Source organism: Achromobacter sp. Bel (assembly GCF_012928505.1).
GTDB lineage: Bacteria > Pseudomonadota > Gammaproteobacteria > Burkholderiales > Burkholderiaceae_B > Achromobacter.
Genome location: NZ_JABBJN010000010.1, coordinates 114,662 through 138,638, shown reverse-complemented (window position 1 = coordinate 138,638; position 23,977 = coordinate 114,662). Strand labels below are relative to the sequence as shown.

Annotated in this window: 22 protein-coding genes; 16 read left to right on the top strand and 6 right to left on the bottom strand. The window is 67.3% G+C overall.

Annotation, left to right across the window (positions count from 1 at the left end; translation table 11 throughout):
* Positions 1 to 8: 8 nt before the first annotated feature.
* On the bottom strand, positions 9 to 1,199 hold the full coding sequence (locus HG262_RS09315) for an acyl-CoA dehydrogenase family protein (protein WP_169270729.1): 1,191 nt from the start codon (positions 1,197 to 1,199) through the stop codon (positions 9 to 11).
* A gap of 200 nt (positions 1,200 to 1,399) precedes the next feature.
* Between HG262_RS09315 and HG262_RS09310 the strand changes: the two genes are divergently transcribed.
* From HG262_RS09310 to HG262_RS09290, 5 genes are read left to right on the top strand one after another with little or no spacing between them, the layout of a single operon-like run.
* Positions 1,400 to 1,804, top strand: a complete 405-nt coding sequence (locus HG262_RS09310; RefSeq protein WP_169270728.1) for a Zn-ribbon domain-containing OB-fold protein — start codon at positions 1,400 to 1,402, stop codon at positions 1,802 to 1,804.
* On the top strand, positions 1,801 to 2,973 hold the full coding sequence (locus HG262_RS09305) for a thiolase (protein ID WP_169270727.1): 1,173 nt from the start codon (positions 1,801 to 1,803) through the stop codon (positions 2,971 to 2,973). The genes HG262_RS09310 and HG262_RS09305 overlap by 4 nt, the downstream gene beginning before the upstream one ends.
* A gap of 17 nt (positions 2,974 to 2,990) precedes the next feature.
* Positions 2,991 to 4,511 (top strand): class I adenylate-forming enzyme family protein, encoded by a 1,521-nt coding sequence (locus tag HG262_RS09300; RefSeq protein WP_169270726.1) that lies wholly within the window; start codon positions 2,991 to 2,993, stop codon positions 4,509 to 4,511.
* Positions 4,512 to 4,568: 57 nt separating this feature from the next.
* Positions 4,569 to 5,543 carry a tripartite tricarboxylate transporter substrate binding protein gene (locus HG262_RS09295; RefSeq protein WP_169270725.1) on the top strand — a complete coding sequence of 325 codons (975 nt, stop codon included), beginning with the start codon at positions 4,569 to 4,571 and terminating at the stop codon, positions 5,541 to 5,543.
* Between the two features lie 19 nt (positions 5,544 to 5,562).
* The gene (locus HG262_RS09290; protein ID WP_169270724.1) at positions 5,563 to 6,525 is read left to right on the top strand and encodes a nitronate monooxygenase family protein; all 963 of its coding nucleotides are present in this window, start codon (positions 5,563 to 5,565) and stop codon (positions 6,523 to 6,525) included.
* 97 nt (positions 6,526 to 6,622) lie between these two features.
* Here the strand turns inward: HG262_RS09290 and HG262_RS09285 are convergent, their stop codons facing one another.
* Together HG262_RS09285 and HG262_RS09280 are read right to left on the bottom strand one after the other, a co-directional pair.
* A complete protein-coding gene (locus HG262_RS09285; RefSeq protein ID WP_169270723.1) occupies positions 6,623 to 7,618 on the bottom strand; it encodes a tripartite tricarboxylate transporter substrate binding protein in 996 nt (331 codons plus the stop codon).
* A 238-nt stretch (positions 7,619 to 7,856) separates the two neighbouring features.
* A complete protein-coding gene (locus tag HG262_RS09280; RefSeq protein WP_169270722.1) occupies positions 7,857 to 8,756 on the bottom strand; it encodes a LysR family transcriptional regulator in 900 nt (299 codons plus the stop codon).
* Positions 8,757 to 8,933: 177 nt separating this feature from the next.
* On the opposite strand from HG262_RS09280, the gene HG262_RS09275 reads away from it, so the two are divergent.
* Genes HG262_RS09275 through HG262_RS09265 form a run of 3 tightly spaced genes read left to right on the top strand, consistent with a single transcriptional unit; the run spans position 8,934 to position 11,948 of the window.
* A complete protein-coding gene (locus HG262_RS09275; protein WP_169270721.1) occupies positions 8,934 to 9,848 on the top strand; it encodes an SDR family NAD(P)-dependent oxidoreductase in 915 nt (304 codons plus the stop codon).
* A gap of 7 nt (positions 9,849 to 9,855) precedes the next feature.
* On the top strand, positions 9,856 to 10,716 hold the full coding sequence (locus tag HG262_RS09270; protein ID WP_169270720.1) for a MaoC/PaaZ C-terminal domain-containing protein: 861 nt from the start codon (positions 9,856 to 9,858) through the stop codon (positions 10,714 to 10,716).
* Positions 10,713 to 11,948, top strand: a complete 1,236-nt coding sequence (locus tag HG262_RS09265; protein ID WP_169270719.1) for a CaiB/BaiF CoA-transferase family protein — start codon at positions 10,713 to 10,715, stop codon at positions 11,946 to 11,948. The genes HG262_RS09270 and HG262_RS09265 overlap by 4 nt, the downstream gene beginning before the upstream one ends.
* Before the next feature lie 13 nt (positions 11,949 to 11,961).
* On the opposite strand, the gene HG262_RS09260 is transcribed toward HG262_RS09265, so the two are convergent.
* A complete protein-coding gene (locus HG262_RS09260) occupies positions 11,962 to 12,747 on the bottom strand; it encodes an IclR family transcriptional regulator (RefSeq protein ID WP_169270718.1) in 786 nt (261 codons plus the stop codon).
* Positions 12,748 to 12,896: 149 nt separating this feature from the next.
* On the opposite strand from HG262_RS09260, the gene HG262_RS09255 reads away from it, so the two are divergent.
* Genes HG262_RS09255 through HG262_RS09245 form a run of 3 tightly spaced genes read left to right on the top strand, consistent with a single transcriptional unit; the run spans position 12,897 to position 15,536 of the window.
* Positions 12,897 to 13,865, top strand: coding sequence for a tripartite tricarboxylate transporter substrate binding protein (locus HG262_RS09255; RefSeq protein ID WP_169270717.1), 969 nt, complete (start codon positions 12,897 to 12,899; stop codon positions 13,863 to 13,865).
* Positions 13,866 to 13,917: 52 nt separating this feature from the next.
* Positions 13,918 to 14,610 (top strand): RraA family protein, encoded by a 693-nt coding sequence (locus tag HG262_RS09250; protein WP_169270716.1) that lies wholly within the window; start codon positions 13,918 to 13,920, stop codon positions 14,608 to 14,610.
* Positions 14,607 to 15,536, top strand: coding sequence for an NAD(P)-dependent oxidoreductase (locus HG262_RS09245; RefSeq protein ID WP_169270715.1), 930 nt, complete (start codon positions 14,607 to 14,609; stop codon positions 15,534 to 15,536). Before HG262_RS09250 ends, HG262_RS09245 begins: the two co-directional genes overlap by 4 nt.
* Positions 15,537 to 15,590: 54 nt before the next feature.
* Here HG262_RS09245 and HG262_RS09240 read toward each other — a convergent pair whose 3' ends face one another.
* Both HG262_RS09240 and HG262_RS09235 read right to left on the bottom strand, forming a co-directional pair.
* Positions 15,591 to 17,114, bottom strand: coding sequence for a fumarate hydratase (locus HG262_RS09240; RefSeq protein WP_088587685.1), 1,524 nt, complete (start codon positions 17,112 to 17,114; stop codon positions 15,591 to 15,593).
* Positions 17,115 to 17,610: 496 nt separating this feature from the next.
* A complete protein-coding gene (locus HG262_RS09235) occupies positions 17,611 to 18,378 on the bottom strand; it encodes a crotonase/enoyl-CoA hydratase family protein (RefSeq protein ID WP_169270714.1) in 768 nt (255 codons plus the stop codon).
* A gap of 258 nt (positions 18,379 to 18,636) precedes the next feature.
* On the opposite strand from HG262_RS09235, the gene glyQ reads away from it, so the two are divergent.
* Genes glyQ through HG262_RS09210 form a run of 5 tightly spaced genes read left to right on the top strand, consistent with a single transcriptional unit; the run spans position 18,637 to position 23,968 of the window.
* A complete protein-coding gene (gene glyQ, locus HG262_RS09230; RefSeq protein ID WP_169270713.1) occupies positions 18,637 to 19,548 on the top strand; it encodes a glycine--tRNA ligase subunit alpha in 912 nt (303 codons plus the stop codon).
* Positions 19,549 to 21,687 carry a glycine--tRNA ligase subunit beta gene (gene glyS / locus HG262_RS09225; protein ID WP_169270712.1) on the top strand — a complete coding sequence of 713 codons (2,139 nt, stop codon included), beginning with the start codon at positions 19,549 to 19,551 and terminating at the stop codon, positions 21,685 to 21,687.
* A complete protein-coding gene (gene gmhB, locus HG262_RS09220; RefSeq protein ID WP_169270711.1) occupies positions 21,684 to 22,223 on the top strand; it encodes a D-glycero-beta-D-manno-heptose 1,7-bisphosphate 7-phosphatase in 540 nt (179 codons plus the stop codon). The genes glyS and gmhB overlap by 4 nt, the downstream gene beginning before the upstream one ends.
* Before the next feature lie 4 nt (positions 22,224 to 22,227).
* Positions 22,228 to 22,950 carry a lysophospholipid acyltransferase family protein gene (locus HG262_RS09215; protein ID WP_169270710.1) on the top strand — a complete coding sequence of 241 codons (723 nt, stop codon included), beginning with the start codon at positions 22,228 to 22,230 and terminating at the stop codon, positions 22,948 to 22,950.
* Positions 22,943 to 23,968, top strand: a complete 1,026-nt coding sequence (locus HG262_RS09210; RefSeq protein WP_211187057.1) for a SprT family zinc-dependent metalloprotease — start codon at positions 22,943 to 22,945, stop codon at positions 23,966 to 23,968. Before HG262_RS09215 ends, HG262_RS09210 begins: the two co-directional genes overlap by 8 nt.
* Positions 23,969 to 23,977 lie beyond the last annotated feature (9 nt).

The window sequence follows — 23,977 nt, the reverse complement described above, 5'->3', positions numbered from 1 at the left end:
GGCCGGGCCTACAGGCCCAGCACCAGGCGGGCGATGATGCCCTTCTGCACTTCGGTCGTGCCGCCGTAGATAGAGGTCTTGCGCATATCGGCGTAGCCCGCGCCTGACGCCGCGGCCATCTCGGGGCCCGGGCCGTGGAAATCGCCGCCGGCCTGCAGCCAGTCAGGGTCGTAGGGCCAGGCGTCCGGCCCGGCCACTTCCATCTGCAGCATGGCCAGGTCCTGCTGGATCTCGGACCCGCGGATCTTCAGCACCGACGCCTCGGGCCCCGGCGTGCCATCGTTGCTTGCGGCCACGCGCAGCAGCAGCATTTCCAGCGCCATGATGTCCACTTCTATCCGTGAAATGCGGTCGCGGATGCGGCTGTCGGCCAGCAGCGGCTTGCCGTGCGATTGCGCACGTTCGGCCATCTGCTTCAGGATGCCGAGCTCGCGGTGGCAGTGGCCCAGCCCGGCGATGCCGGTGCGCTCGTGGCCAAGCAGGTATTTGGCGTAGGTCCAGCCCTGGTTCTCTTCGCCCACCAGGTTGGATACCGGCACGCGCACGTTTTCCAGCCAGACCTCGTTCACGTCGTGGCCGCCGTCCAGCGTGCGGATCGGGCGCACGGTCACGCCCGGAGCGCGCATGTCCAGCAACAGCATCGAGATGCCGCGCTGCGCCCGCGCGTCGGGGTCCGTGCGCACCAGGCAGAACATCCAGTCGGCGTACTGGGCCAGCGTAGTCCAGGTTTTCTGGCCGTTGACGACGTATTCGTCGCCGTCGCGCACGGCGCGGGTCTTGAGCGAGGCCAGGTCCGAACCGGAGCCCGGTTCGGAATAGCCCTGGCACCACCAGTCCTCCACCCGCAGCATGCGCGGCAAGAGGCGCGCCTGCTGCTCGGCGCTGCCGTACTTCATCAGCACGGGCCCGATCATGGACAGGCCAAAAGGCAGCAGCCGCGGGGCGCCGGCCTTGAAGCATTCCACTTCGAAGATCAGGCGCTGCAGGGCGTTCCAGCCGGTGCCACCGTGCTCGACGGGCCAGTTGGGCGCGCCCCAGCCGTGGTCGGCCAGGATGTTGTGCCAGCGCACGTAGTCCTCGCGTTCCAGCCGCTGGTGCCGCAGCACCTTGTCGCGGATATCGGCCGGCAGGTTGGCGGCGGCGAACGTACGCACCTCGTCGCGGAATTGGCGCTCTTCTGGCGTCCAGGTCAGGTTCATGGTCTACCTCCTTTGCCCGGTATCTAGCCACGCCCCGGGCGGGCCGGCAATCTGCCTCTTCCGAAGACCGGCTTCGCGCAGGATGTAGGGCGCCGTCCCACTACAGGCGCGCAAAAGGCCTGCTTCAGCAATGAAGAATGGCCGAACCCGGCGCCAGTGCCGACACTAGCAGCCGTCATCCACTGGAATCCCATCGCACCATGACTGTTCCCGATCACAAGGAAGGCGTGTCGCAGGGCGTCGAGGCGCAATACCGCCAGGCGCTCGACCAGGGCCGCTTTCTTATCCAGCACTGCGCCGGCTGCAACCGCGCGGTGTTCTATCCCCGAATGATCTGTCCGCATTGCGGCGCGGACAAGCTGGCCTGGGCCGAGCCTGACGGGCGCGGCACCGTCTATTCCACCACCGTGGTGCGGCGCAAGCCCGAGGCGGGCGGCGACTACAACGTGGCGCTGATCGACTTGCAGGAAGGCATCAGGCTGATGAGCCGCGTGGACGGGGTGCCCCCCGCCGACGTGCATATCGGCATGGCGGTGCGCGCCCGCGTGGCAGAACAGGACGGCCACGGCCTCGTGGTGTTCGTACCCAACAAGGAGGCGCCATGACGCTGAACGATCTGCGCGGTGCCGTCGCGGTAGCGGGCGTGGGCCACGCGGGCCTGGGACAGGCCACGGGCTATACCGAAATGGAAATCCTGGTGCAGGCGGCGCAACGCGCCGTGGCCGACGCCGGCTTGACGATGCGCGACATCGACGGCATCTGCACGGCCAGCGTCGCGGCGCCGATGTGGGCCATGCCGGTGATCGAACACCTGGGCATCCGCCCCTCCTTCATCGACAGCACCATGCTGGGCGGTTCCAGCTTCGTGGCGCACCTGATGCCGGCCTTGCATGCGCTGGCCTCCGGCCAATGCAACGCGGTGCTGGTCTGCTACGGCAGCACGCAGCGTACGTCAACCCTGAGCCGGGCCGAAATCGGCCGGGTCCGCAAGCAGTTCGATCCCCAGCCCTACGAAACGCCATACGAGCCGCTGAGCCCGCTGTCGTCCTACGCGCTGGCGGCGGCGCGCCACATGCACCAGTACGGCACGCGCCGCGAACACCTGGCGCAAGTGGCGCTGGCGGCCAACCAATGGGCGCAGCTGAATCCGGAGGCGCAACTGCGCGAGCCCGCCACGCTGGACCAGATCCTGTCGGCCCGCATGGTGTCCGACCCCTTGAGCGTGCGCGATTGCTGTCTGGTCACGGACGGCGCGGGCGCCTACGTGCTGGTGCGGGCCGACCGGGCGCGCGACCTGCCGCGTCCCCCCGTCTACGTACTGGGCAATGCCACCGCAGTCTGGAACCGGCAGATCTCGTCCATGGAAGACCTGACCGTGACGGCCGCCGCCGAATCCGGCAAGCGTGCCTTCGACATGGCGGGCGTATCGCCGAAAGACATCGACGTGGTCGAACTCTACGACGCCTTCACCATCAACACCCTGCTCTTCCTGGAAGACCTGGGCTTCTGCGCCAAGGGCGAAAGCAAGGACTTCATCGCGGACGGCGCAATCGCGCCCGGCGGCAGGCTGCCGGTGAACACCAACGGCGGCGGCTTGTGCTGCGTGCATCCCGGCATGTACGGCGTCTTCATCATGATCGAAGCCGTCCGGCAATTGCGCGGCGAATGCGGTGCGCGCCAGATCGCCGACGCGCAACTGGCGCTGGTGCATGGCAACGGCGGCACGCTGTCCAGCCAATCCACCGCAATCCTGGGCACCCAGGCCACCCTTTGACCTTCACGGCAACACCGATGTCCCAAGCTGAACCCATCACCCGCATCCACGAAGTCCTGGCGCTGCAAGCGCGCCAGCGGCCCGACGCCGTCTGCCTGCACGAAGAAGGGGGCGGCACGCTGAGCTACGCTCAACTGTGGCAACGCGTGCAAGCCGTGGCTGGCTGGCTGCGCGACCAGGGCGTGCAGCCCGGCCACCGGGTGCTGATGGTGGGGGAAAACTGCGCGGCGATGATCGCGGCGCTGTTCGGATGCGGCCTGGCCGGCGCCTGGCCGGTCGGCGTGAACGCGCGGCTGTCCGCGCGCGAGGTCGACAACATCCGTCAGCACGCGCAGCCCGAACTGCTGCTCTACACCACGGGCATCTCGTCGGCGGCAGCCGCGCACGCCGTGGCGGCCGACGCGACGGACGCCGACCTGGCCGTCTGGGGCCCAGGCGTGCAAGCCTTGCGGGCGGCCGCGCCCACGCAGGCGGAGACCGGCGAACAGGCCGCGGAAGTGGCCACCGTGATCTATACGTCCGGCACCACCGGGGCGCCCAAGGGCGTGATGGTGCCGCATCGTGGGCTGCTGCATTTTGCGCGTGTGTCGGCGGCGTCGCGTCGCCTGACGCCGCACGACATCGGCTATGCGGCGCTGCCCATGTCGCACATTTTCGGCATCGCCACGGTACTGATGGCCACCGTGCATGCCGGCGCCAGCTTGGTGCTGCGCAGCCGCTTCGACGCCGAAGACGCGTTCAAGGCACTGGCGCATCCGGGCGTCAGCATCCTGCAGGGCGTGCCCACCATGTTCAGCCGGATGATGGCCGTGGCGCCGCCGCGCGCGGACCTGCGCGCCCCGGCATTGCGCTACCTGTACACCGGCGGCGCGGCGCTGGATCCCACGCTCAAACGCGATGCCGAGCGCTATTTCGGCGCCCCGATGCACCATGGCTACGGCATCACGGAATACGCGGGATCGATGTTCATCACGCGTATCGACGCCCCGCGCGCGGACTGCTCGGCAGGCTATGCGGTTGAAGGCGTCGAAATGCGCATCGGCAGCCCCGACGGCGGCACGCCCGCCCCCGGCGAGCGCGGCGACATGCTGATCCGCGGTCCTGGCGTCATGCTGGGCTACTACCGCAGCCCTGAGCAAACGGCGCAGGCGCTCTTGCCCGGCGGTTGGCTCAATACGGGCGACATCGGCTATGTCGACGACAGCGGCGCGCTGTTCATCGCCGGCCGCTCCAAGGACCTGATCATCCGGTCCGGGTTCAACGTGTACCCCATCGAAGTCGAATCGGTGATCAACGCGTTTCCCGGCGTGCGGCTATCCGCCGTGGTGGGCCGCGACACGGCCGACCGGAACGAAGAGGTCATCGCTTTCGTCGAGCCCCTGCCCGGCGCCACGATCGACACCAACCTGCTGATGCTGCACCTGCGCGCCCAGCTGGCGCCCTACAAGCGGCCCGCAAGAATCATCCCCATCGAGACCATTCCCACGACCGTCAGCGGAAAAATCCTGAAGCAGCCGCTGAAAGAAAGGCTGGCGTAGGCGCGGACCCGCTGTTCCGCTCCACGACCCGCCGCTTATACACAAGGAGACAACAGCGTGAACATCAAGACCCTGTTTGCCGCGGCCACCGCCGTGGCGGCGCTTGCGACGGCGGCCACCGCCCATGCGGACGCCTACCCCGAACGCCCCATCCGCCTGCTGGTGGGCTACGCCCCTGGGGGCCCGGTCGACACCACCGCCCGCGTCTTCGCCAAGTATCTGGGCGACAAGCTGGGGCAGACTGTCGTGGTCGAGAACCGCGCCGGCGCCAGCGGCATGATTGCCTCCGACGCCACTGCCAAGGCCGCGCCCGACGGCTATATCCTGGGCTTTGCCGCCAGCCCCACCCTGACCATGTCGCCACTGGTTCAGCGCAGCACGCTGTTCGATCCGCGCCGCGACTTCTCGCTGATCGGGCTGGTGGTCGATTACGCCAACGTGCTGCTGATCGGCCCGCAGATCCCCGCCAAGAATGTCGGCGAACTGGTCGGCTACGCCCGCGCGCACCCCGATGCTGTGTCGTTCGGATCCGCCGGCATCGGCGCGTCCAACCACCTGTCGGCCGAACTGCTGAAGAAGCAGGCCGACGCGTCGATGCTGCACGTGCCGTACCGCGGCAACTCGCCGGCCATGATGGACGTGATCAGCGGCAAGGTGACCTTCATGTTCGACATCACCAGCACCGCCATCCCCTTCATCAAGAGCGGCAAGGCGCGTGCGCTGGCCGTCACCTCCAAAACCCGCAATCCGGAACTGCCTGATGTGCCGACAATGATGGAAGCCGGCATGAAGGACTACGAGGTCGTGGGCTGGTACGCGCTGGTCGGACCCAAGAAGCTGCCCGACGCCGTCACGGCCCGCCTGACCCGGGCGCTGGGCGACGTCTCCAAGGACCCCGCCTTCCGCCAAGCCATGACCGAAGGTGGCTACACCATCAACGCCGGCGACTCGAAGGCGTTGCAATCCCGTATCGACCGCGAGTACGCCCTGTGGTCGGACGTCATCCAAAGCGCCAACATCCAGGCCAACTGACCCCCACCGGAGCTCCACGATGCATCCCCCGCTTGCGCTACACGCCCAGACCCGCTTGCCGATCATCGGCGCCCCCATGTTCCTGGTCTCCGGACCTGAACTGGTGGTGGCGCAATGCGCGGCGGGGATCATCGGTACGTTTCCGTCGCTGAACGCCCGCCCGCAAGAACAACTGCACGACTGGATCACCCGTATCGAGGAAGGCTTGGCCGCCAAGCGCCAGGCCGACCCCGGCGCCCGCGTGGCGCCGTACGGCGTGAACCTGATCATCCATCCCAGCAATCCGCGCTGGCAGGGCGACCTGGCCATCTGCGCCGAACGGCGCGTGCCGCTCATCATCACCTCGCTGCATGCGCCGGAAGCCGTGGTGCAAGCCGTGCATCCATACGGCGGCCTCGTCTATCACGACGTCACTAACGTACGCCACGCCAAGCGCGCGCTAGAGGCAGGCGTCGACGGCCTGATCCTGGTCGCGGCCGGCGCCGGCGGCCATGCGGGGCAGATCAACCCTATCGCGCTGGTCAACGAGATCCGGGCCTTCTACGACGGTCCGCTGGCGCTGTCGGGCTGCATCAGCCATGGCAAGGACATCCTCGCGGCGCAGGTGCTGGGGTGCGACTTCGCCTACATGGGCACGCGCTTCATCGCCACGCAGGAGTCGCTGGCGGGCGAGGCTTATCGCGAAATGGTGTTGCAGGCGCAAGCGGCCGACGTGACCTACACCCCATATTTCTCGGGCGTGCCGGCCAACTACCTGTCCGCCAGCATCCTGGCGGCGGGACTGGACCCGCGGGCGTTGGCCACGCACGGCGAGGCGCCGCCCGCGAACATGGACAAGAACGCCCGGCCCAAAGCCTGGAAAGAGGTGTGGAGCGCCGGCCAGGGAGTGGGCGCCGCGCAGGAAATCCTGCCCATCGCGACGCTGGTGGATCAACTGGAAGCCGAATACCGCAGCGCCCGCAGCGCGATGATGGCCGCATAAGACAAGAAGGCGGGCGGGCCCGTCGCCGGGGCCGCCCGCCTGGCTCGGGCCGCCTTTCAGCGTTCGGCGCGTGTTCTTCGGACCGCGCGCCGCCGCCCTACTCCAGCTTGATGTTCGCGGTCTTGATCAGATCGCGCCACTTCACGATCTCGTCCTGCACGAACGCGCCGAATTGCTCCGGCGTGCCGGGCTTGGGCTCGGCGCCGGCGGCGATCATGCCCTTGGCCGTGGCGGGGTCCGACAGCACTTTCACCATATCGGCGTTCATGCGCTTCACGATGTCCGGCGGCGTGCCCTTGGGCGCCATCACGCCACTCCACGAATAGGCTTCGTAGCCCGGCAGTCCGGATTCGGCGATGGTGGGCACCTCCGGCAGCATGCTGGAGCGTGTGGGGTTGCCCACGCCCAGGGCGCGCACCTTGCCGCCCTTCAGGTGCGGCACGGCAGACGGGCCGTCCGCGAACATCACCTGCACCTGTCCACCCAGCAGGTCCTGCATGGCGGGCGCGCTGCCGCGATACGGGATGTGCTGGATCCGCACGCCGGCCATCGCATTGAAGAGCTCGCCCGCCAGATGCGTGCCGCCTCCCGTGCCGGACGAGCTGAACGACAGCTTGCCCGGGTTCTCCCTGGCGTACGCGATCAGTTCGCTGACCGTATTGACCGGCAGCGATGCGTTCACCACCAGCACGATGGGAAACACCGCCGCCATGCCGACCGGCACGAAGTCGCGGCTGATGTCGTAGCTGAGGTTGCCGCGCAAGCTGGGCAGCACCGCGTGGTGGATGGACGCGAAAAAGAAGTTGTAGCCGTCGGGTTCGGCCTTGGCCGCGAATTGCGCGCCGACGATGCCGCCCGCGCCTGATTTGTTGTCAACTACCGTCGGCACCGACCATAGCTGGCCTAGCGGTTGCGTGGTGAAGCGGGCGGTGGTGTCCACCGGACCGCCTGGGGGAAAGGGCACGATGAAGGTCACGGCATGGCCCGGCCAGGCGGCGGCCCGAACGGTGGCGGGGAACAAGGCGGGCACGACGGCGGCGGCGCACGCGGCGCCCAGCCCCGCGACGACGCGGCGGCGTTGAATATCGGTCACTGCAGTCTCCTGAGTCTTGGTGTTATTCACGGTCAAGCTTCAAGAACTGCTGCCCGCCGCTCTTATTTATTATTTTCCGGACACGCGGATTCGCCGCTACACATTTTCAAAAGCCCCTCTTTCGCAAGGGCTGGAAAGTTCGGTAAGCGGACACGATCTGCGCCTGCGCGATGCGTGGATGCGACACTTGGCCCAGGGAAAACCGCGCAGGCGCCGATTCGCCCCCCCTCCGGTCTGGTCATTGCCCGCGCGCGGCGCGCTGCACGTGTTCGATGAAGCACTCGGCGAAACTGGGCAGGTCGCGGCCGCGTTGGCGGCACAGCAGACGGTCGCGCAGCGCCCAGGGGTCATCCAGCTTCAGCACGTGCAGGGCATCGGGGCGGCTGTAGCGCGCCGCGCAGGCGCGCGGCACGACGGCGATGCCTGCGCCCGCTTCCACCATGCGGCACACCGCTTCGAAGCTGCCCACGTGCACGCGCTGGCAAATGCGTTTTCCCAGGCCGCTGGCGATGTCTTCCAGGAAGGTCTGGATGGCGCTGTCGGGATGAATGCCGACGAACTGGTAGGCGTCGACCAGGTCCGCGAAATGGGCGGACTTGGAGGCCGCCAGCGGGTGGTCCAGCGACGTCACCACGGTGAGTTCGTCGCGGAACAAGGGCGTGACGTCCAGCCCTTCCACATCGATGTTGCCGGCCACCAGGCCCAAGTCCCCGGCGCCCGCGCGGATCGCAATGACGATGTCCCCGGATATCTTCTCTTCAAGCTCGACGTCCACATCAGGGTTTTCCGCCAGGAACGTGGACAGCGCATCCGCCAGGAACGAGTTCGTGGCGGTGGTGTTGGCCAGCAACCTCAAGCGTCCCTTTAATCCGCTGGCATAGGGTTGCAGATCGGCGTTCAGGCATTCCAGTTGCCGGAACACGGCGTTGGCGTGTTTCAGCAGCACCTCACCCGCCGGCGTCAGCGCGACGCCGGTCGCCAGGCGCACCAGCAAGCGCGCCTTGAACGCTTCTTCCATGTGCTTGACCCGCGCGCTTGCGGCCGGCAACGACAGGAACGTGCGTTCCGCCGCCCGGGTCAGATTGAGTGTTTCCCCTACGTTCAGAAACAAACGCAGGTCGGTCAAATCATGTCTCATGTTCCACCACGCAGAAGGGGGGCATTTCTAATTTTGAATTCTTCGAATGCCGGGTCGAATCTACCATGCACCAGGGCCTGTTAACACTAACAGGCCCTGGTCCCGCGAACCATACTGGTTGATGCGGAACTGTTTTCCACAGGCGGCGCGTGCGCCGCAGCACAGGAGTCACAGGCGATGAGCGGCATGGTTTCCGGAAAGGTAGTGGTCGTCACGGGCGCGGGCGGCGGCATCGGGCGCAGCATTGCGCTGGCGATGGCGCAAGCAGGCGCCAAAGTCGTCGTGAACGACATCGGCGTGTCGCTGACGGGTGAAGGCGGCGCGGAAGGCCCGGCGCAAGCGGTCGTGAAAGAGATCGTCTCGGCCGGCGGCCAGGCCGTCGCCAACACCGACAGCGTCGCCGCCTATGACAGCGCCAGCCGCGTGGTGCAGACCGCCATCGACGCGTTCGGCCGCATCGACGCGGTGATCAACAACGCGGGCAATCTGCGCGACCGCGTTTTCCACAAGATGAGCGAAGAGGAATGGCGCCAGGTGATCGACGTGCACCTGAACGGCTCGTTCTTCATGAGCCGCGCGGCGGCCCCCTATTTCCGCGAACAGGAATCGGGCGCCTTCGTGCACATGACGTCCACGTCCGGCCTGATCGGCAACTTCGGCCAGGCGAACTACGCGGCCGCCAAGCTGGGCATCGTAGCCCTGTCCAAATCCATCGCGCTGGACATGGCACGCTACAACGTGCGGTCGAACTGCATCGCCCCGTTCGCCTGGAGCCGCATGACCAGTTCCATCCCGGCGGAAACCGACGACGAGAAGGCCCGCGTCGAAAAGCTGAAGAAGATGGAGGCCGGCAAAGTCGCGCCGATGGCCGTCTACCTGGCCAGCGACGCGGCCAGCGAAATCACCGCGCAGATCTTCGCGGTACGCGCCAACGAAATCATGCTGATGAGCCAGCCGCGGCCGCTGCGCACCGTGCACAACAGCGAAGGCTGGACGCCGGAGCGCATCGCCGAAATCGCCGTGCCCGCCATGCGCAAGCACTTCTACGCCTTGGAGCGCTCGCCCGACGTCATCGACTGGGATCCCATCTGAGACCGCCATGCCCCTGGATTACGCGACGGTAAAGAACTGGCGCTTTGACGATGTGCGTCAGCGCTACGAACAGAAAGACACCATGCTGTATGCCCTGGGCATCGGCCTGGGCCAAGACCCCGAAGACGCCGGCCAGTTGCGCTACGTGTACGAAAAGGATCTGCAAGCATTTCCCACGATGGCCGTGGTGCTGGGCTATCCCGGCTTCTGGGTGCAGGACCCCCGCGCCGGCATCGACTGGGTGAAGGTGGTGCACGGCGAGCAGCGCCTGACGGTGCATGCGCCGTTACCGACATCGGGCGTGGTTCTCGGCAAGAGCCGCAACACGCATGTGATCGACAAGGGCGCGGACAAGGGCGCCATCGTGATCACCGAGCGCACGCTGCACGATGAAAACGGCGCCTGCCTGGCCACCTTGCGGCAAAGCACCTTCTGCCGCGGCGACGGCGGCTTCGGCCAGGGCGACGACAGCCCCGAGGCCCTGCCCGCCGTGCCCGGCGGCAAACCGGACCTGCAATGCGAATTGCGCGTTCCGCCCAGCGCCGCGCTGCTGTACCGGTTGAACGCCGACCGCAACCCGCTGCACGCCGACCCCGAGGTCGCACGCCAGGCGGGTTATCCCCGGCCCATCCTGCACGGCCTGTGCTCGTACGGCGTGGCGGCGCATGCCATCGTCAAAAGCTGCTGCGGCTACGACGCGTCGCGCCTGACCAGCCTGAACACGCGTTTCTCGGCGCCCGTGTATCCCGGCGAGACGCTGCAATGCGACATCTGGCGCATGCCGGACGGACAGATCCGCTTCCAGGTTCGGTCGCGCGAACGCGACCTTGTGGTCATGAGCCACGGTACCGCGACGGTGCAATCATGACGCGCCCGCCCGCGCTTGACGGCATCCGCGTGCTGGACCTGTCGCGCATCCTGGCCGGCCCCTGGTGCACGCAGAACCTGGCCGACCTGGGCGCCGACGTCATCAAGATCGAACGCCCCCACGTCGGCGACGACACGCGCGCCTGGGGCCCGCCCTATCTGAAAGACGGCAATGGCCAGGACACCAACGAGTCCGCCTACTACCTCAGCGCCAACCGCAACAAGCGGTCGGTCGAAGCCGACATGGCCACGCCCGAAGGCGCGGCGCTGATCCGCGAACTGGCGGCGGCAAGCGACATTCTGGTGGAGAACTTCAAGGTGGGCGGCCTGGCCAAGTACGGCCTGGACTACGACAGCCTGAAGGCCGTCAACCCGCGCCTGATCTATTGCTCGGTCACTGGCTTCGGCCAGGATGGCCCCTTTGCGCAACGCCCCGGCTACGACTTCATGATCCAGGGCATGGGCGGATTGATGAGCATCACCGGCGAACGCGACGATCTGCCCGGCGGCGGGCCGCAGAAGGCGGGTGTGGCGGTGACCGACATCGTGACGGGCATGTACGCCACCGTGGCGATTCTGGCGGCCCTGCAGGAACGCCATCGCAGCGGGCTGGGACAGCACCTGGACATTGCGTTGCTGGACAGCCACGTCGCGCTGCTGGCCAACCAGAACTCCAACTACTTCAATTCCGGCGTGGCGCCCAAGCGCGCCGGCAACGCGCACCAGAACGTGGTGCCCTATCAGGTGTTCGCCGCCAGCGACGGCCACCTGATCGTGGCCACCGGCAACGAATCGCAGTACCGCGCCTATTGCCGCGCCATCGGCGTGCCGGAGCTGGGCGACGACCCGCGTTTTGCCACCAACCGACTGCGCGTCACCCACCGCGAAGTGCTGATCGGCATCTTGACCGCGATCATGCTGGAAGGCCGCCGCGACGATTGGATCGCCAAACTGGAAGCGGTGGGCGTGCCGTGCGGCCCCATCAACGACATCGCGCAGGCTTTCGCGCATCCGCAGGCGCAAGCCAGGCAGTTGCGCCGGGACCTGCCGCATCCTGCCGGTGGCATGGCGCCCGTCACGGCCAGCCCGCTGCGGTTTTCGGCGTCGCCCGTCGTCTATCGCCGCGCCCCGCCCTTGTTGGGCGAGCACACCGAGGAAGTGCTGCGCGACGTGCTGGGCAAATCGGCCGACGCCATCGCGGCGTTCAAGGCGGCCACTGCGAAGACGGCTTAGGAGGGCCGGCGCACTACGGATGCCATTGCGTGCGCGTCGGCGCCTGGCGCTGCGCGCCGCCGCTCAGCACATACGACAGCTGGCTGGCTTTCTGCTTGATCAGCTTGGCGAATTTCTGCAGCTTGGCGCGCGGCAGGCGGCCCCCGGGGCCGGACACGCTCAGCACGCCCAGCAAGCGCCAGTTGGCGCCGAACACCGGCGCCGACACGCTGGCGATCTCGGCTTCGCGCTCGCCAATCGAGATATAGAACCCGTCGTGCCGGATGGTCTCGTAAGGCTCGCCGGGTTCGCCTGAGAACGCCAGCAGCACCCGGCCTGGCGACCCTTTTTCCAGCGGCAGCGCTTCGCCCATGCGGATGTGGTGGCGGATCGCTTTCGGCCCTTCCACCCGGACAAGGCACGTCCGGATATCGCCTTCGCGCACGAAGAACGATGCGCTCTCGCCCGTCTCGCGCGTCAGCTCGCGCAAGGTGGGTTCGATCTCGTTGTTCAGGTCGAACGACGCTTGATACCGCGCGCCCAGCCAGCCCGTGGCGGGCCCCAGCCGCCAGGCGCCGTCTTCGTCGCGCTGCACCAGATACCGCGCCTCGGCCAAGGTGCGCGCAATACGCAGCGTGGTCGTCTTGTGCAGGCCCGCGCGGCGGCTCAGTTCGGCCAGCGACACGAACGCGTCGTCGACCTGAAACGCTTCCAACAGGCGCAGTGCGCGCGCCACGGCGATGACGCCGCCCGACTCCCGGTCCTCGACGGCGGTGGCGGAGCGCGCCGGTTCCGCCGGTCTTCCAGGCGTTTTCTTCATGTTCCTTTCCGTTTCACGGCATGCACCGCGTTTTGCCAGACGAAACGCCATTGTATAGAGCGAAACGCATTTCTATAGTGGAACCCGCCCACAGATCCGCACCCGACGGACCGGCGCAAAGAAGCATCCCCATAAGACCGGAGACAACCATGAAATTGCTTTCCCAAGCGGCCGCGCTGATCGGCGGCCTCGCGATCGGCGCCAGCGCGCTGGCCCAAACCTTCCCCGACCGCCCCATCCGCCTGATCGTGCCGTTCCCCCCCGGCGGTGGCACCGACATCATCGCCCGCGAGCTGGGCGTGGCGCTGAACAAGACCTCGGGCTGGAACCTGGTGGCCGAAAACCGCCCCGGGGCCGGCGGCAACCTGGGCGTGGAAACCGCCGTGAAGTCCGCGCCGGACGGCTACACGCTGGTGCTGGGGCAGACCAGCAATCTGGCCATCAATCCGTCGCTCTACAGCAAGCTGTCCTACAACCCCGCCCGCGACCTGGCGCCGGTCGCGCTGGTGGCCACGGCGCCGCTGGTGCTGGTGGTGGCGTCCAATTCCCGTTACCAGACCCTGGCCGACGTGATCACGCAGGCCAAGGCCCAGCCCGGCGAACTGAACTTCGCATCGCCGGGCAACGGCACCGTCGCGCACCTGACCGCCGAACTGCTGCAACAGTCGGCCGGCATCAAGCTGCAGCACATCCCCTACAAGGGCGCCAACCAGGCGCTCAATGACCTGTTCGGCGGCCAGGTGCAGTTGTTCATGTCGTCCATCCCCACCGCTCTGGGCCAGATCCGCACGGGCAAGCTGCGCGCGCTGGCGGTCACCTCGGCCAAGCGCGTCGCCGAACTGCCCGATGTGCCCACCGTCAGCGAGGCCGGCTACTCGGGCTTCGACGCCAACACCTGGTTCGGTCTGATGGTGCCGGCGGGCACGCCGCCCGATGTGATCCAGACCCTGAACGCGGCGGCCAACAAGGCCATGGCCAGCGACGAATACCAGCAGAAGATACGCGCCGAAGGCGGCGAAGTCCTGGGCGGCACGCCGGAAGCGTTCAGCGAACGCCTGCGCAAGGACCACGCGCTGTGGGCCGGCATCGTGAAGCAGTCCGGCGCCCGTATCGACTGATCCCGACTCTCCGAATTTCCTTCGATCCCCTCCCGCCATCAAAGCCCCCATCATGAGCGAAACATCCCTCCCTCCCATCCGCCGCGACATCCAGCGCGTCAGCCCCGAACTGGTCCGAGCCGCCAGCCGATTTCAAGCCGCCATCCTCGCCGACGTAGGCGGCCGCCGCGGCGCGCTGGGCGGCCGCATCACCCCGCTGTCGCCGCGGATGAAAGTCGCCGGCCCCGCCTTCACCGTTGAACTGCGTCCCGGCGACAACCTGATGTTCCATGCCGCGCTGGCCCTGGCGCAACCTGGCGACGTCATCGTCGTCGAGGGCAAGGGCGACCGCACGGCCGCGCTGTGCGGCACCATCATGACGACGCAGGCGCAGGCCGGCGGATTGGCGGGCTTCGTGGTCGACGCCGCCGTGCGCGATTCCGACGAGATCATTGAAAGCGGTTTCCCCGTATTCTCCGTGGGCACCAACCCCAACGGACCGACCAAGGGCCTGCCCGGCCGCGTGAACTGGCCGGTGTCGCTTGCGGGCGTCACGGTCAATCCCGGCGACCTGATCGTCGGCGACGCCGACGGCGTGGTGGTCGTGCCGCGCGAGAACGTCGCCGACGCCCTGGTGCTGGCTCAGCAGAAAGTGGAGGCCGAAGCGCGCCGCATCGCAGAGATCAAGGCGGGCAAGCTCGGCGCGCCGTGGCTCGCGGACGCGTTGCGCGCCGCTGGCGTCCTGCGTGCCGGGGAATCGCTATGACTGCCGGCGCGCAATCCGTCGTGCTGGTGACCGGCGCCGACCTGGCGGACGAGGCCGTGCGCGTGCTGGAGGGCTACCGCCTGGTCTATGCCGGCCCCCGACCGACCGAAGACGACCTGCTGACGCTGGTGCGCCAGCACGACCCCGTCGCGATGATCGTCCGCTACGGCCGGGTCAGCGCGGCGCTGATCCACGCGGCCAGGTCGCTGCGCGTGATTTCCAAGCACGGCAGCGGCATCGACACCATCGATAGCGCGGCGGCCAGCGCGCGCGGCATCGCAGTAAAGACCGCCGCGGGCGCCAATGCCGCGGCGGTGGCCGAACACGCCATCGCGCTGCTGCTGGCCTGCGCCAAATCCGTCGTGCCGCTGGACGCCCGCATGCATGCCGGCCACTGGGACAAGGCCACGCACAAGAGCATCGAACTGGCGGGGCGTTGCATCGGCCTGGTGGGTCTGGGCGCCATCGGCCTGCGCGTGGCCGCCGTGGCGCACGCCATGGACATGCGGGTGATCGGACACGACCCCTACGCCAAGGACGTCCCGCCCTGGATCGAAACGGTCAGCCTGCCCCGGCTGTGGGCCGAGGCGGACGCGATCTCGCTGCACTGCCCGCTGACGGACGGCAACCGCGACCTGATCAACGCCGCCACGCTGGCGCAGTGCCGCGACGGCGTGCTGCTGGTCAACACCGCGCGCGGCGGCCTGGTCAATGAAGCCGACCTGCTTGCCGCCGTGCGTAGCGGCAAAGTGGGATGCGCCGGCCTGGACAGCTTCCAGCAGGAACCGCCGCCGGCCGCGCATTGCTTCCAGGGTCAGCGGCGGCTGATCCTGAGCCCCCACGTGGGCGGCGTCACGCACGATGCCTACGTGAAGATGGGCGTGGGCGCGGCGCGCAACGTCCTGCAGGTGCTGCAAGCGGGATAAGGCAAAAAAAACGGCCGCTGGATTCCAGCGGCCGTCTTCGTATGCCGTATACGCTTACGCCACGGCCACCGGGATCTTGCCGATCTTGGCCTGCCATTCCTTGGGGCCCGTCGTGTGGACCGAGGTGCCCTGGGCGTCCACCGCCACGGTCACCGGCATGTCCTTCACGTCGAACTCATAGATGGCTTCCATGCCCAGGTCGGCAAAACCCAGCACCTTGGCGCCGCGGATGGCCTTGGACACCAGGTAGGCCGCGCCGCCGACGGCCATCAGGTAGGCCGAACCGTGCTTCTTGATCGCTTCGATGGCGACCGGGCCGCGTTCCGACTTGCCGATCATGGAGATCAGGCCGGTCTTCTCCAGCATCATGTCGGTGAACTTGTCCATGCGGGTGGCGGTCGTGGGGCCGGCGGGGCCGACCACTTCGTCGCCCACCGGATCCACCGGACCCACGTAATAGATCACGCGGTTGGTGAAGTCCACCGGCAGCGGCTCTCCCTTGGCCAGCATGTCCTGGATGCGCTTGTGCGCGGCGTCGCGGCCGGTCAACATCTTGCCCGACAGCAGCAATGTCTGGCCCGGCTTCCAGCTGGCGACTTCTTCCTTCGTCAGCGTATTCAGGTCGACCTGCTTGGACTTGTTGTAATCGGGGGCCCAATGCACTTCCGGCCATTCCGACAGCGACGGCGGATCCAGCCGCGCGGGGCCCGAGCCGTCCAGCTCGAAGTGCGCGTGGCGCGTAGCGGCGCAGTTCGGGATCATCGCGACCGGCTTGGAGGCCGCATGCGTCGGGAAGGTGCTGATCTTGACGTCCAGCACGGTCGTCAGGCCGCCCAGGCCCTGCGCGCCGATGCCCAGCGCGTTGACCTTTTCGTACAGCTCAATGCGCAGTTCTTCCAGCTTGTTCTGCGGGCCGCGGGCCAGCAGTTCGTACATGTCGATGTCTTCCATCAACGACTGCTTGGCCATCAGCATGGCTTTTTCAGCGGTGCCGCCGACGCCGATGCCGAGCATGCCCGGGGGGCACCAGCCGGCGCCCATCGTCGGGACCGTCTTCAACACCCAGTCCACCAGCGAATCGCTGGGGTTCAGCATGGCGAACTTGGTCTTGTTTTCAGAACCGCCGCCCTTGGAAGCGATCTGCACGTCGACCTTGTCACCCTGGACAAGTTCGACGTGCAGGATACAGGGCGTGTTGTCGCGCGTGTTCTTGCGCGCGAACAGCGGATCGTCCAGCACCGAGGCGCGCAGCGGATTGTCCGGGTTCAGGTAGCCGCGGCGCACGCCTTCGTCACAGAGTTCCTGCAGAGTGCGCTTGGTGTCGAAGCGCACGCTCATGCCGATCTTCAGGAAGACGTTGACGATGCCGGTGTCCTGGCACAACGGGCGCTTGCCTTCGGCGCACATGCGCGAATTGGTCAGGATCTGCGCCATCGCGTCGCGCGCGGCGGGGCTTTCCTCGCGTTCATAGGCGCGCGCCAGATGGCGGATGTAATCCACGGGATGGTAGTAGCTGATGAACTGGATGCCATCGGCTATCGACTGGATAAGGTCTTCTTCTTTAATGATGACGGACATGGCGATTTACGAGCTAAAAAACAGGGAAACACGGCCAACCTGACAAGCCAGCCGCAGTGGAGAAAAGATATCTTTTGCCGCCGGGCCGCCCCAAGGCAAAAGGCGCCCCCTCGGGGGGCAGCAAGCACGCGCAGCGCGCGCGGCGTGGGGGCCCTCTTTTGCCGCCGGGCCGCCCCAAGGCAAAAGGCGCCCCCTTGGGGGGCAGCAAGCGCGCACAGCGCGTGCGGCGTGGGGGCCCTCTTTTGCCGCCGGGCCGCCCCAAGGCAAAAGGCGCCCCCTCGGGGGGCAGCAAGCGCGCACAGCGCGCGCGGCGTGGGGGCCCTCTTTTGCCGCCGGGCCGCCCCAAGGTAAAAGGCGCCCCCTCGGGGGGCAGCAAGCGAGCGCAGCGAGTGCGGCGTGGGGGCCCTCTTTTGCCGCCGGGCCGCCCCAAGGCAAAAGGCGCCCCCTCGGGGGGCAGCAAGCGCGCGCAGCGCGTGCGGCGTGGGGGCTCATAGTTTTATTTACCTTGCCAGACCGGCTTGCGCTTCTCGGCGAAAGCCGTGGCGCCTTCTTTTGCGTCGGCCGACGAGAAGATGTGCGCGATCAGAGGGCGCTGGCGGTCAAACATGCCTTCCTGCTCCCAATCCCCGGACTGCGACACGATGCTCTTGGCGGTCTGCACGGCCAGCGGGCCGTTCTCGACGATGGCGCGCGCCAGTTCCAGCGCACCGGCCAGGGCGCCACCCGGTTCGGTCAGGCGGTTGACCAGGCCGAACGAGTAGGCGCGTTCGGCGCTGAGCATTTCGCCCGTCAGGATCACTTCCATGGCGATGTGGTACGGCAGGCGGCGCGGCAAGCGCAGCATGCCGCCGGCGCCGGCCACCAGGCCGCGCTTGACCTCGGGCAGGCCGAACTTGGCGTTGCTGGCCGCCACGATCAGGTCGGAGGCCAGGGCCATTTCGCAACCGCCGGCCAAGGCGTAGCCTTCCACGGCCGCGATCAGCGGTTTCTTGGGCGGCCTTTCGTTCAAGCCGGCAAAACCACGGCCTTCCACGTAGGGGCGCTGGCCCGATTTGGCAAACGCCTTCAAGTCCATGCCCGACGAGAACGTGCCGCCGCCACCCGTCAGGATGCCGATGCGGATGTCGTCGCGGCTATCCAACTGGTCCAGCGCGGCGGCCATGGCTTGGGCGGTTTCCAGGTTGATGGCGTTCTTGGCTTCCGGGCGGTTGATCGTGATGATCTGGATGCCGTCGGTAACTTCCACCGTGATCAGGTCTGACATGGGACTGCTCCTTCCAGGAATTCTCGAAAATCCCGGGGTGTCGTCGGGTTCCGGGTTTTATATAAGACTTGAGGCTCAACCTGGAATCATACGATCATTGGTTTGCGGGCGCAGCCGGCGCCCGCCGCGGCGTCCAAAGAACGTAGATGTAACCGCCCAACGGCGATCGCGAAACAGGACCGGCCCGGGCCAGTTAAAATGCCGGGTTTCCCACGCCCAAGGCAAGCCTTGCCCGGCGAGTCGAATTCCAAGAATCCTATGCTCACCTTTCAGCAAATCATCCTTACGCTCCAGGAATACTGGGACAAGCAGGGTTGCGCCCTGCTGCAACCCTACGACATGGAAGTCGGCGCCGGCACCTCGCACACGGCCACATTCCTGCGCGCGATCGGCCCGGAGCCGTGGCGCGCCGCGTATGTGCAGCCCTCGCGCCGACCCAAGGATGGCCGCTACGGCGAGAACCCCAACCGCCTGCAGCATTATTACCAGTACCAGGTCGTGCTGAAGCCGGCGCCCCCGGAAATCCTGGACCTGTACATCGGTTCGCTGAAAGCGCTGGGCATCGACCCGACGCAGCACGACATCCGCTTCGTCGAGGACGACTGGGAAAACCCGACGCTGGGCGCCTGGGGCCTGGGCTGGGAAGTCTGGCTGAACGGCATGGAAGTCACGCAGTTCACCTATTTCCAGCAAGTGGGCGGCCTGGACTGCACGCCGACCACGGGTGAAATCACCTACGGCCTGGAGCGCCTGGCCATGTACCTGCAGGACGTGCAAAGCGTGTACGACCTGGTCTGGACGGAAGGCGCCAACGGCAACCGCGTGCTGTACCGCGACGTGTTCCACCAGAACGAGGTGGAGCAGTCCACCTACAACTTTGAACACTCGTCGGCCGATATGCTGTTCGCGCATTTCAACGATTACGAAGCCGAAGCCAAGCGCCTGATGGACGTGCCGCTGGCGCTGCCGGCCTACGAGGCCGCGCTGAAAGCCGCCCACACGTTCAATATGCTGGACGCGCGGGGCGCGATCAGCGTCACCGAGCGCGCCGCCTACATCGGCCGCATCCGCAACCTGTCGCGCGCCGTCGCCCAGGCTTACTACGAATCTCGCGAACGACTGGGCTTTCCCATGCTGGGCCGCAACCAGGCCGCCGGGGAGGCTGCATAAATGACGACGAACATCCGCCCGCTGCTGGTCGAACTGCTGACCGAAGAACTCCCGCCCAAGGCCCTGCAAAAGCTGGGGCAGGCCTACGCCGAAGGCGTGCGCGCCACGCTGGCGCGCCACGGCCTCCTGGCCGACGGCTGCGCCGTGACCGCGTATTCCACGCCGCGCCGCCTGGCCGTGCACCTGTCCGCCGTGCTGGCGCAGGCGCCTGACCAGCCCTATGCCGAAAAGCTGATGCCCGTGAAGATCGGCCTGACCGAAGACGGCCAGGCCACCCCGGCGTTGCAGAAAAAGCTGGCCGCCAAGGGTCTGGAAAACATCGACCTGTCCACGCTGGACCGCGAATCCGATGGCAAGCAGGACTACCTGGTTGCCCGCGGCACCGCCCCCGGCGCGCAACTGGCCGTGGGTTTGCAGGAAGGCTTGGACACCGCGCTGAACAACCTGCCGATCCCCAAGGTCATGCGTTACCAATTGGCCGACGGCGTCACCACCGTCAAGTTCGTGCGCCCGGCGCACGGCCTGGTCGCGCTGTTCGGCGCCGACGTGGTGCCGGTGTCCGCGCTGGGCCTGACCGCCGGCCGCGACACGCTGGGCCACCGCTTCATGAGCACCGGCCCGGTGTCGTTCGCCGATGCTGACGCCTACGCCGCCACCCTGGCGGAAAAGGGCCGCGTCGTGGCGTCCTTCGAAGGCCGCCGCGACGAGATCCAGCGCCAGTTGCTGGATCACGCCGGCCGCCTGTCGGCCACGCTGGGCGACGACCCGGAAGTAGCCGCGCTGCTGGACGAAGTGACGGCGCTGGTCGAACACCCCACCGTCTACGTGGGCCAGTTCGAAGAGCAGTTCCTGCAAGTGCCGCAGGAATGCCTGATCCTGACCATGCGGTTGAACCAGAAGTACTTCCCGCTGTTCGACCCGGCTACCGGCCGCCTGACGCACCGTTTCCTGATCGTGAGCAACATGCACACGGACAATCCGGTGAACATCGTCGAAGGCAACCAGCGCGTGGTGCGCCCGCGCCTGGCCGACGCGCAGTTCTTCTTCGAAACCGACCGCAAGACGCCGCTGGCCGCGCGCGTCGAACAACTGGGCTCCATCGTTTATCACAACAAGCTGGGTACCCAGCTTGAGCGCGTGGAACGCGTGCGCGCCATCGCCCGCGGCGTGGCGGGCCATCTGGGCGGCGACATATCGGCCGCCGATCGCGCCGCCATGCTGGCCAAGGCCGACCTGGGTTCGAACATGGTGGGCGAATTCCCCGAGCTGCAAGGCATCATGGGCGCGTACTACGCCGCCGGCGACGGCGAGCCCGACAGTGTCGTGCAAGCGCTGCGCACCCAGTACCGCAACCGCTACGACACGCCGGTCACCCAGGACACGCTGACCGCCGCCACGCTCTTTATCGCCGAACGCGTGGAAACGCTGGTCGGCATCTGGGCCATCGGCCTGGCGCCCACCGGCGAACGCGACCCCTTCGGCCTGCGCCGCGCCGCGCTGGGCCTGATCAGCGCCTTCGAACAACTGGCCGCCGGCGGCTGGCTGAAGATCAGCGAAGACGGCCCGCTGTCCCTGGACGGGCTGCTGGACCTGGCCGCGGGCACGTTCCCCGCCGGCAAGATCCCGGCCGATACGCTGGCCGAAGTCCGCACCTTCATCTACGAACGCTACCGCAACCAGCTGATCAACGACTTCGACCGCAACGCGGTGGAAGCCGTCATCGCGCTGACGCCGCCGCTGCATCAAGTGGCCGAACGCGTGCGCGCCGCCGCCGCTTTCGCGCAACTGCCTGAAGCTGCCAGCCTGGCCGCCGCCAACAAGCGCATCGGCAACCTGCTGAAAAAGGCCGAAGGCGAGATCGGCGCGGTGAACGCCGCCGCGCTGGTGGAACCCGCGGAAAAGGCCCTGGCCGCCGCAGTGGCCGCCCTGCGCCCGCAGGCCGAGGCCCAGCTTGCCGCCGGCGACTTCGCCGGCAGCCTCTCCACGCTGGCCCAGGCCCGCGAGCCGGTGGACGCGTTCTTTGCCGACGTCATGGTCATGGCCGAAGACCCGGCCGTGCGCGCCAACCGGCTGGCCCTGTTGAGCCAGCTGCATGGCCTGATGAACCAGGTGGCCGACATTTCCAGGCTGGCACAGTGAAACTGATCATCCTCGACCGCGACGGCGTCATCAATCAGGACAGCGATGCGTTCGTCAAGAATCCCGACGAATGGATCGCGCTGCCGGGCAGCTTGCAGGCGATCGCCCGGCTGACACAGGCGGATTGGAAGGTGGTGGTCGCCACCAACCAGTCGGGCCTGGCGCGCGGCCTGTTCGATATGGACACGCTGACCGCCATCCACACCAAGATGCGGCGCGAGCTGGCGGCCGTGGGCGGCAGCATCGACGCCGTGTTCCTGTGCCCGCATGGTCCGGACGACAATTGCACCTGCCGCAAGCCGCGCCCCGGCATGTTCGAGCAGATCGGCCACCGCTACGACATCGATCTGGCCGGCGTGCCGGCCGTGGGTGATTCGCTGCGTGACTTGCAGGCATCCTCGTCCGTCGGCTGCTCGCCCTGGCTGGTGCAGACCGGCAATGGCAAGAAGACGCTGGCCAAGGGCGGCCTGCCCGACAACACCCGCGTATGCGAAGACCTGTCGGCCGTGGCCGACATCCTGCTCCAGGACAATTGATTCGATGGCCCGGCTACGCTCGCTGCTGTATTTCCTGTTCCTGGCCGTCACGGTCATCCCCTACGCCTTCGCCTGCATCCTGTGGGCGCCGCTGCCCCTGCACTGGCGCTACAAGCTGACGGTGGGCTGGCCCCGCCTGGCGATCTGGGGCGCCAAGGTCTTCTGCGGCATCCGCTGGCAGGTCAAGGGCTGGGAAAACCTGCCCAACGGCCCCGCCGTGATCCTGTCCAAGCACCAGTCGGCATGGGAAACGCTGTTCTTCCCGGCCCACATGCCGCGCGAAGTTTGTTTCGTCTACAAGAAAGAACTGCACATGGTGCCGTTCTTCGGCTGGGGCCTGGCGCTGCTGCGCATGATCGCCATCGACCGCGCGAAGGGTCGCGACGCCTTCGAGCAAGTGGTCAAGCAAGGCCAGGCCCGCATGGACGAAGGCCGTTGGCCGCTGCTGTTTCCCGAAGGCACGCGCGTGCCGCCGGGCAAGACGGCGCGGTTCAAGATGGGCGGCGCGCTGCTGGCCTCGCGCACCGGCGCGGTCGTCATTCCCGTGGCGCATAACGCCGGGGAGTGCTGGCGGCGCAACGCTTTCGTCAAATATCCCGGCATGGTCACCCTGTCGATCGGTCCCGCGATAGAATCCAAGGGACTCACCCCCGAAGAACTGAACCAAAAGGTCCAGGACTGGATCGAAGGGGAAATGCGGCGTCTCAACCCTGAAAGGTATGTCTAGCACTGATCAGCTCGAACTCCTGTTCGACGTGCAAGAAGACGGCGCGCCCCTGGGCGCGTCGCCGCTGATCGTCACGCCGAAGCCCCCTGCGGCGCCTCGGCCTGCCGCGCCCCGCGCCGCGCCTCCTCGATCTGCCCCCCCGCAGCCGGTCACGCCGAAGACGCTGTTCCCCGATGCGCAGACAGGCGCCGCCCCTGCGGGCGAACCGCTGCTGACGCTGTCGCCCAACGCGTCGTCCCGGGTCCCCACGCCCTGCCCGGACCCGCTGCCCCCCAGTGCGCGCTGGCGCGAAGTGCCCACCGAAGAACAGCCCATCGGCTTCGTGCTGCTGCGCTCGCGCCGCCGCAGCATCGGGTTCGTGATCACCGACGACGGCCTGCGCGTCACCGCGCCCAGCTGGGTCACGCTGGCGCAGATCGACGACGCGGTGCGTGAAAAGGCCCGCTGGATCCTCGCCAAGCTACGTGAGTGGCATGCCCGCAAGCAACAATTGGCCATGGCGCATACGCGTTGGCAGCCGGGTGGCGAACTGCCCTACCTGGGCAAGCGCATCCTGATCGGCGTGGGCGGCGATAGCCGTCAGGCCCGCTTGTCCGGCGACGCGGACGCGCCGCAAGACGGCGACACCCTCTGGCTGGCCCTGCCCTCCACGGCCGAGCAAAGCCGCATCCGCGATTCGGCGCAAGCCTGGCTGCAGCAGCGGGCCGGTGCCTGGTTCGGCGCGCGGCTGGCGCACTTCCTGCAGATCAGCGGCCTGAAGATCCGCCGCTGGCGGCTGTCGTCCGCCGCCACGCGCTGGGGCTCATGCACCAGCGACGGCAACATCATGCTGAACTGGCGGCTGATCCATTTCGCGCCCGCGATCATCGATTACGTCATCGCGCACGAGCTTGCCCACCTGCGCGAAATGAACCACAGTCAGGACTTCTGGCGTGAAGTTGGGCAGATCCTGCCTGACTTCGAAGACGCCAAGAACATCCTGCGGCGCCACGACCCCGCCTCCCTTCCCCAGTTCTAGAAGCCCCTC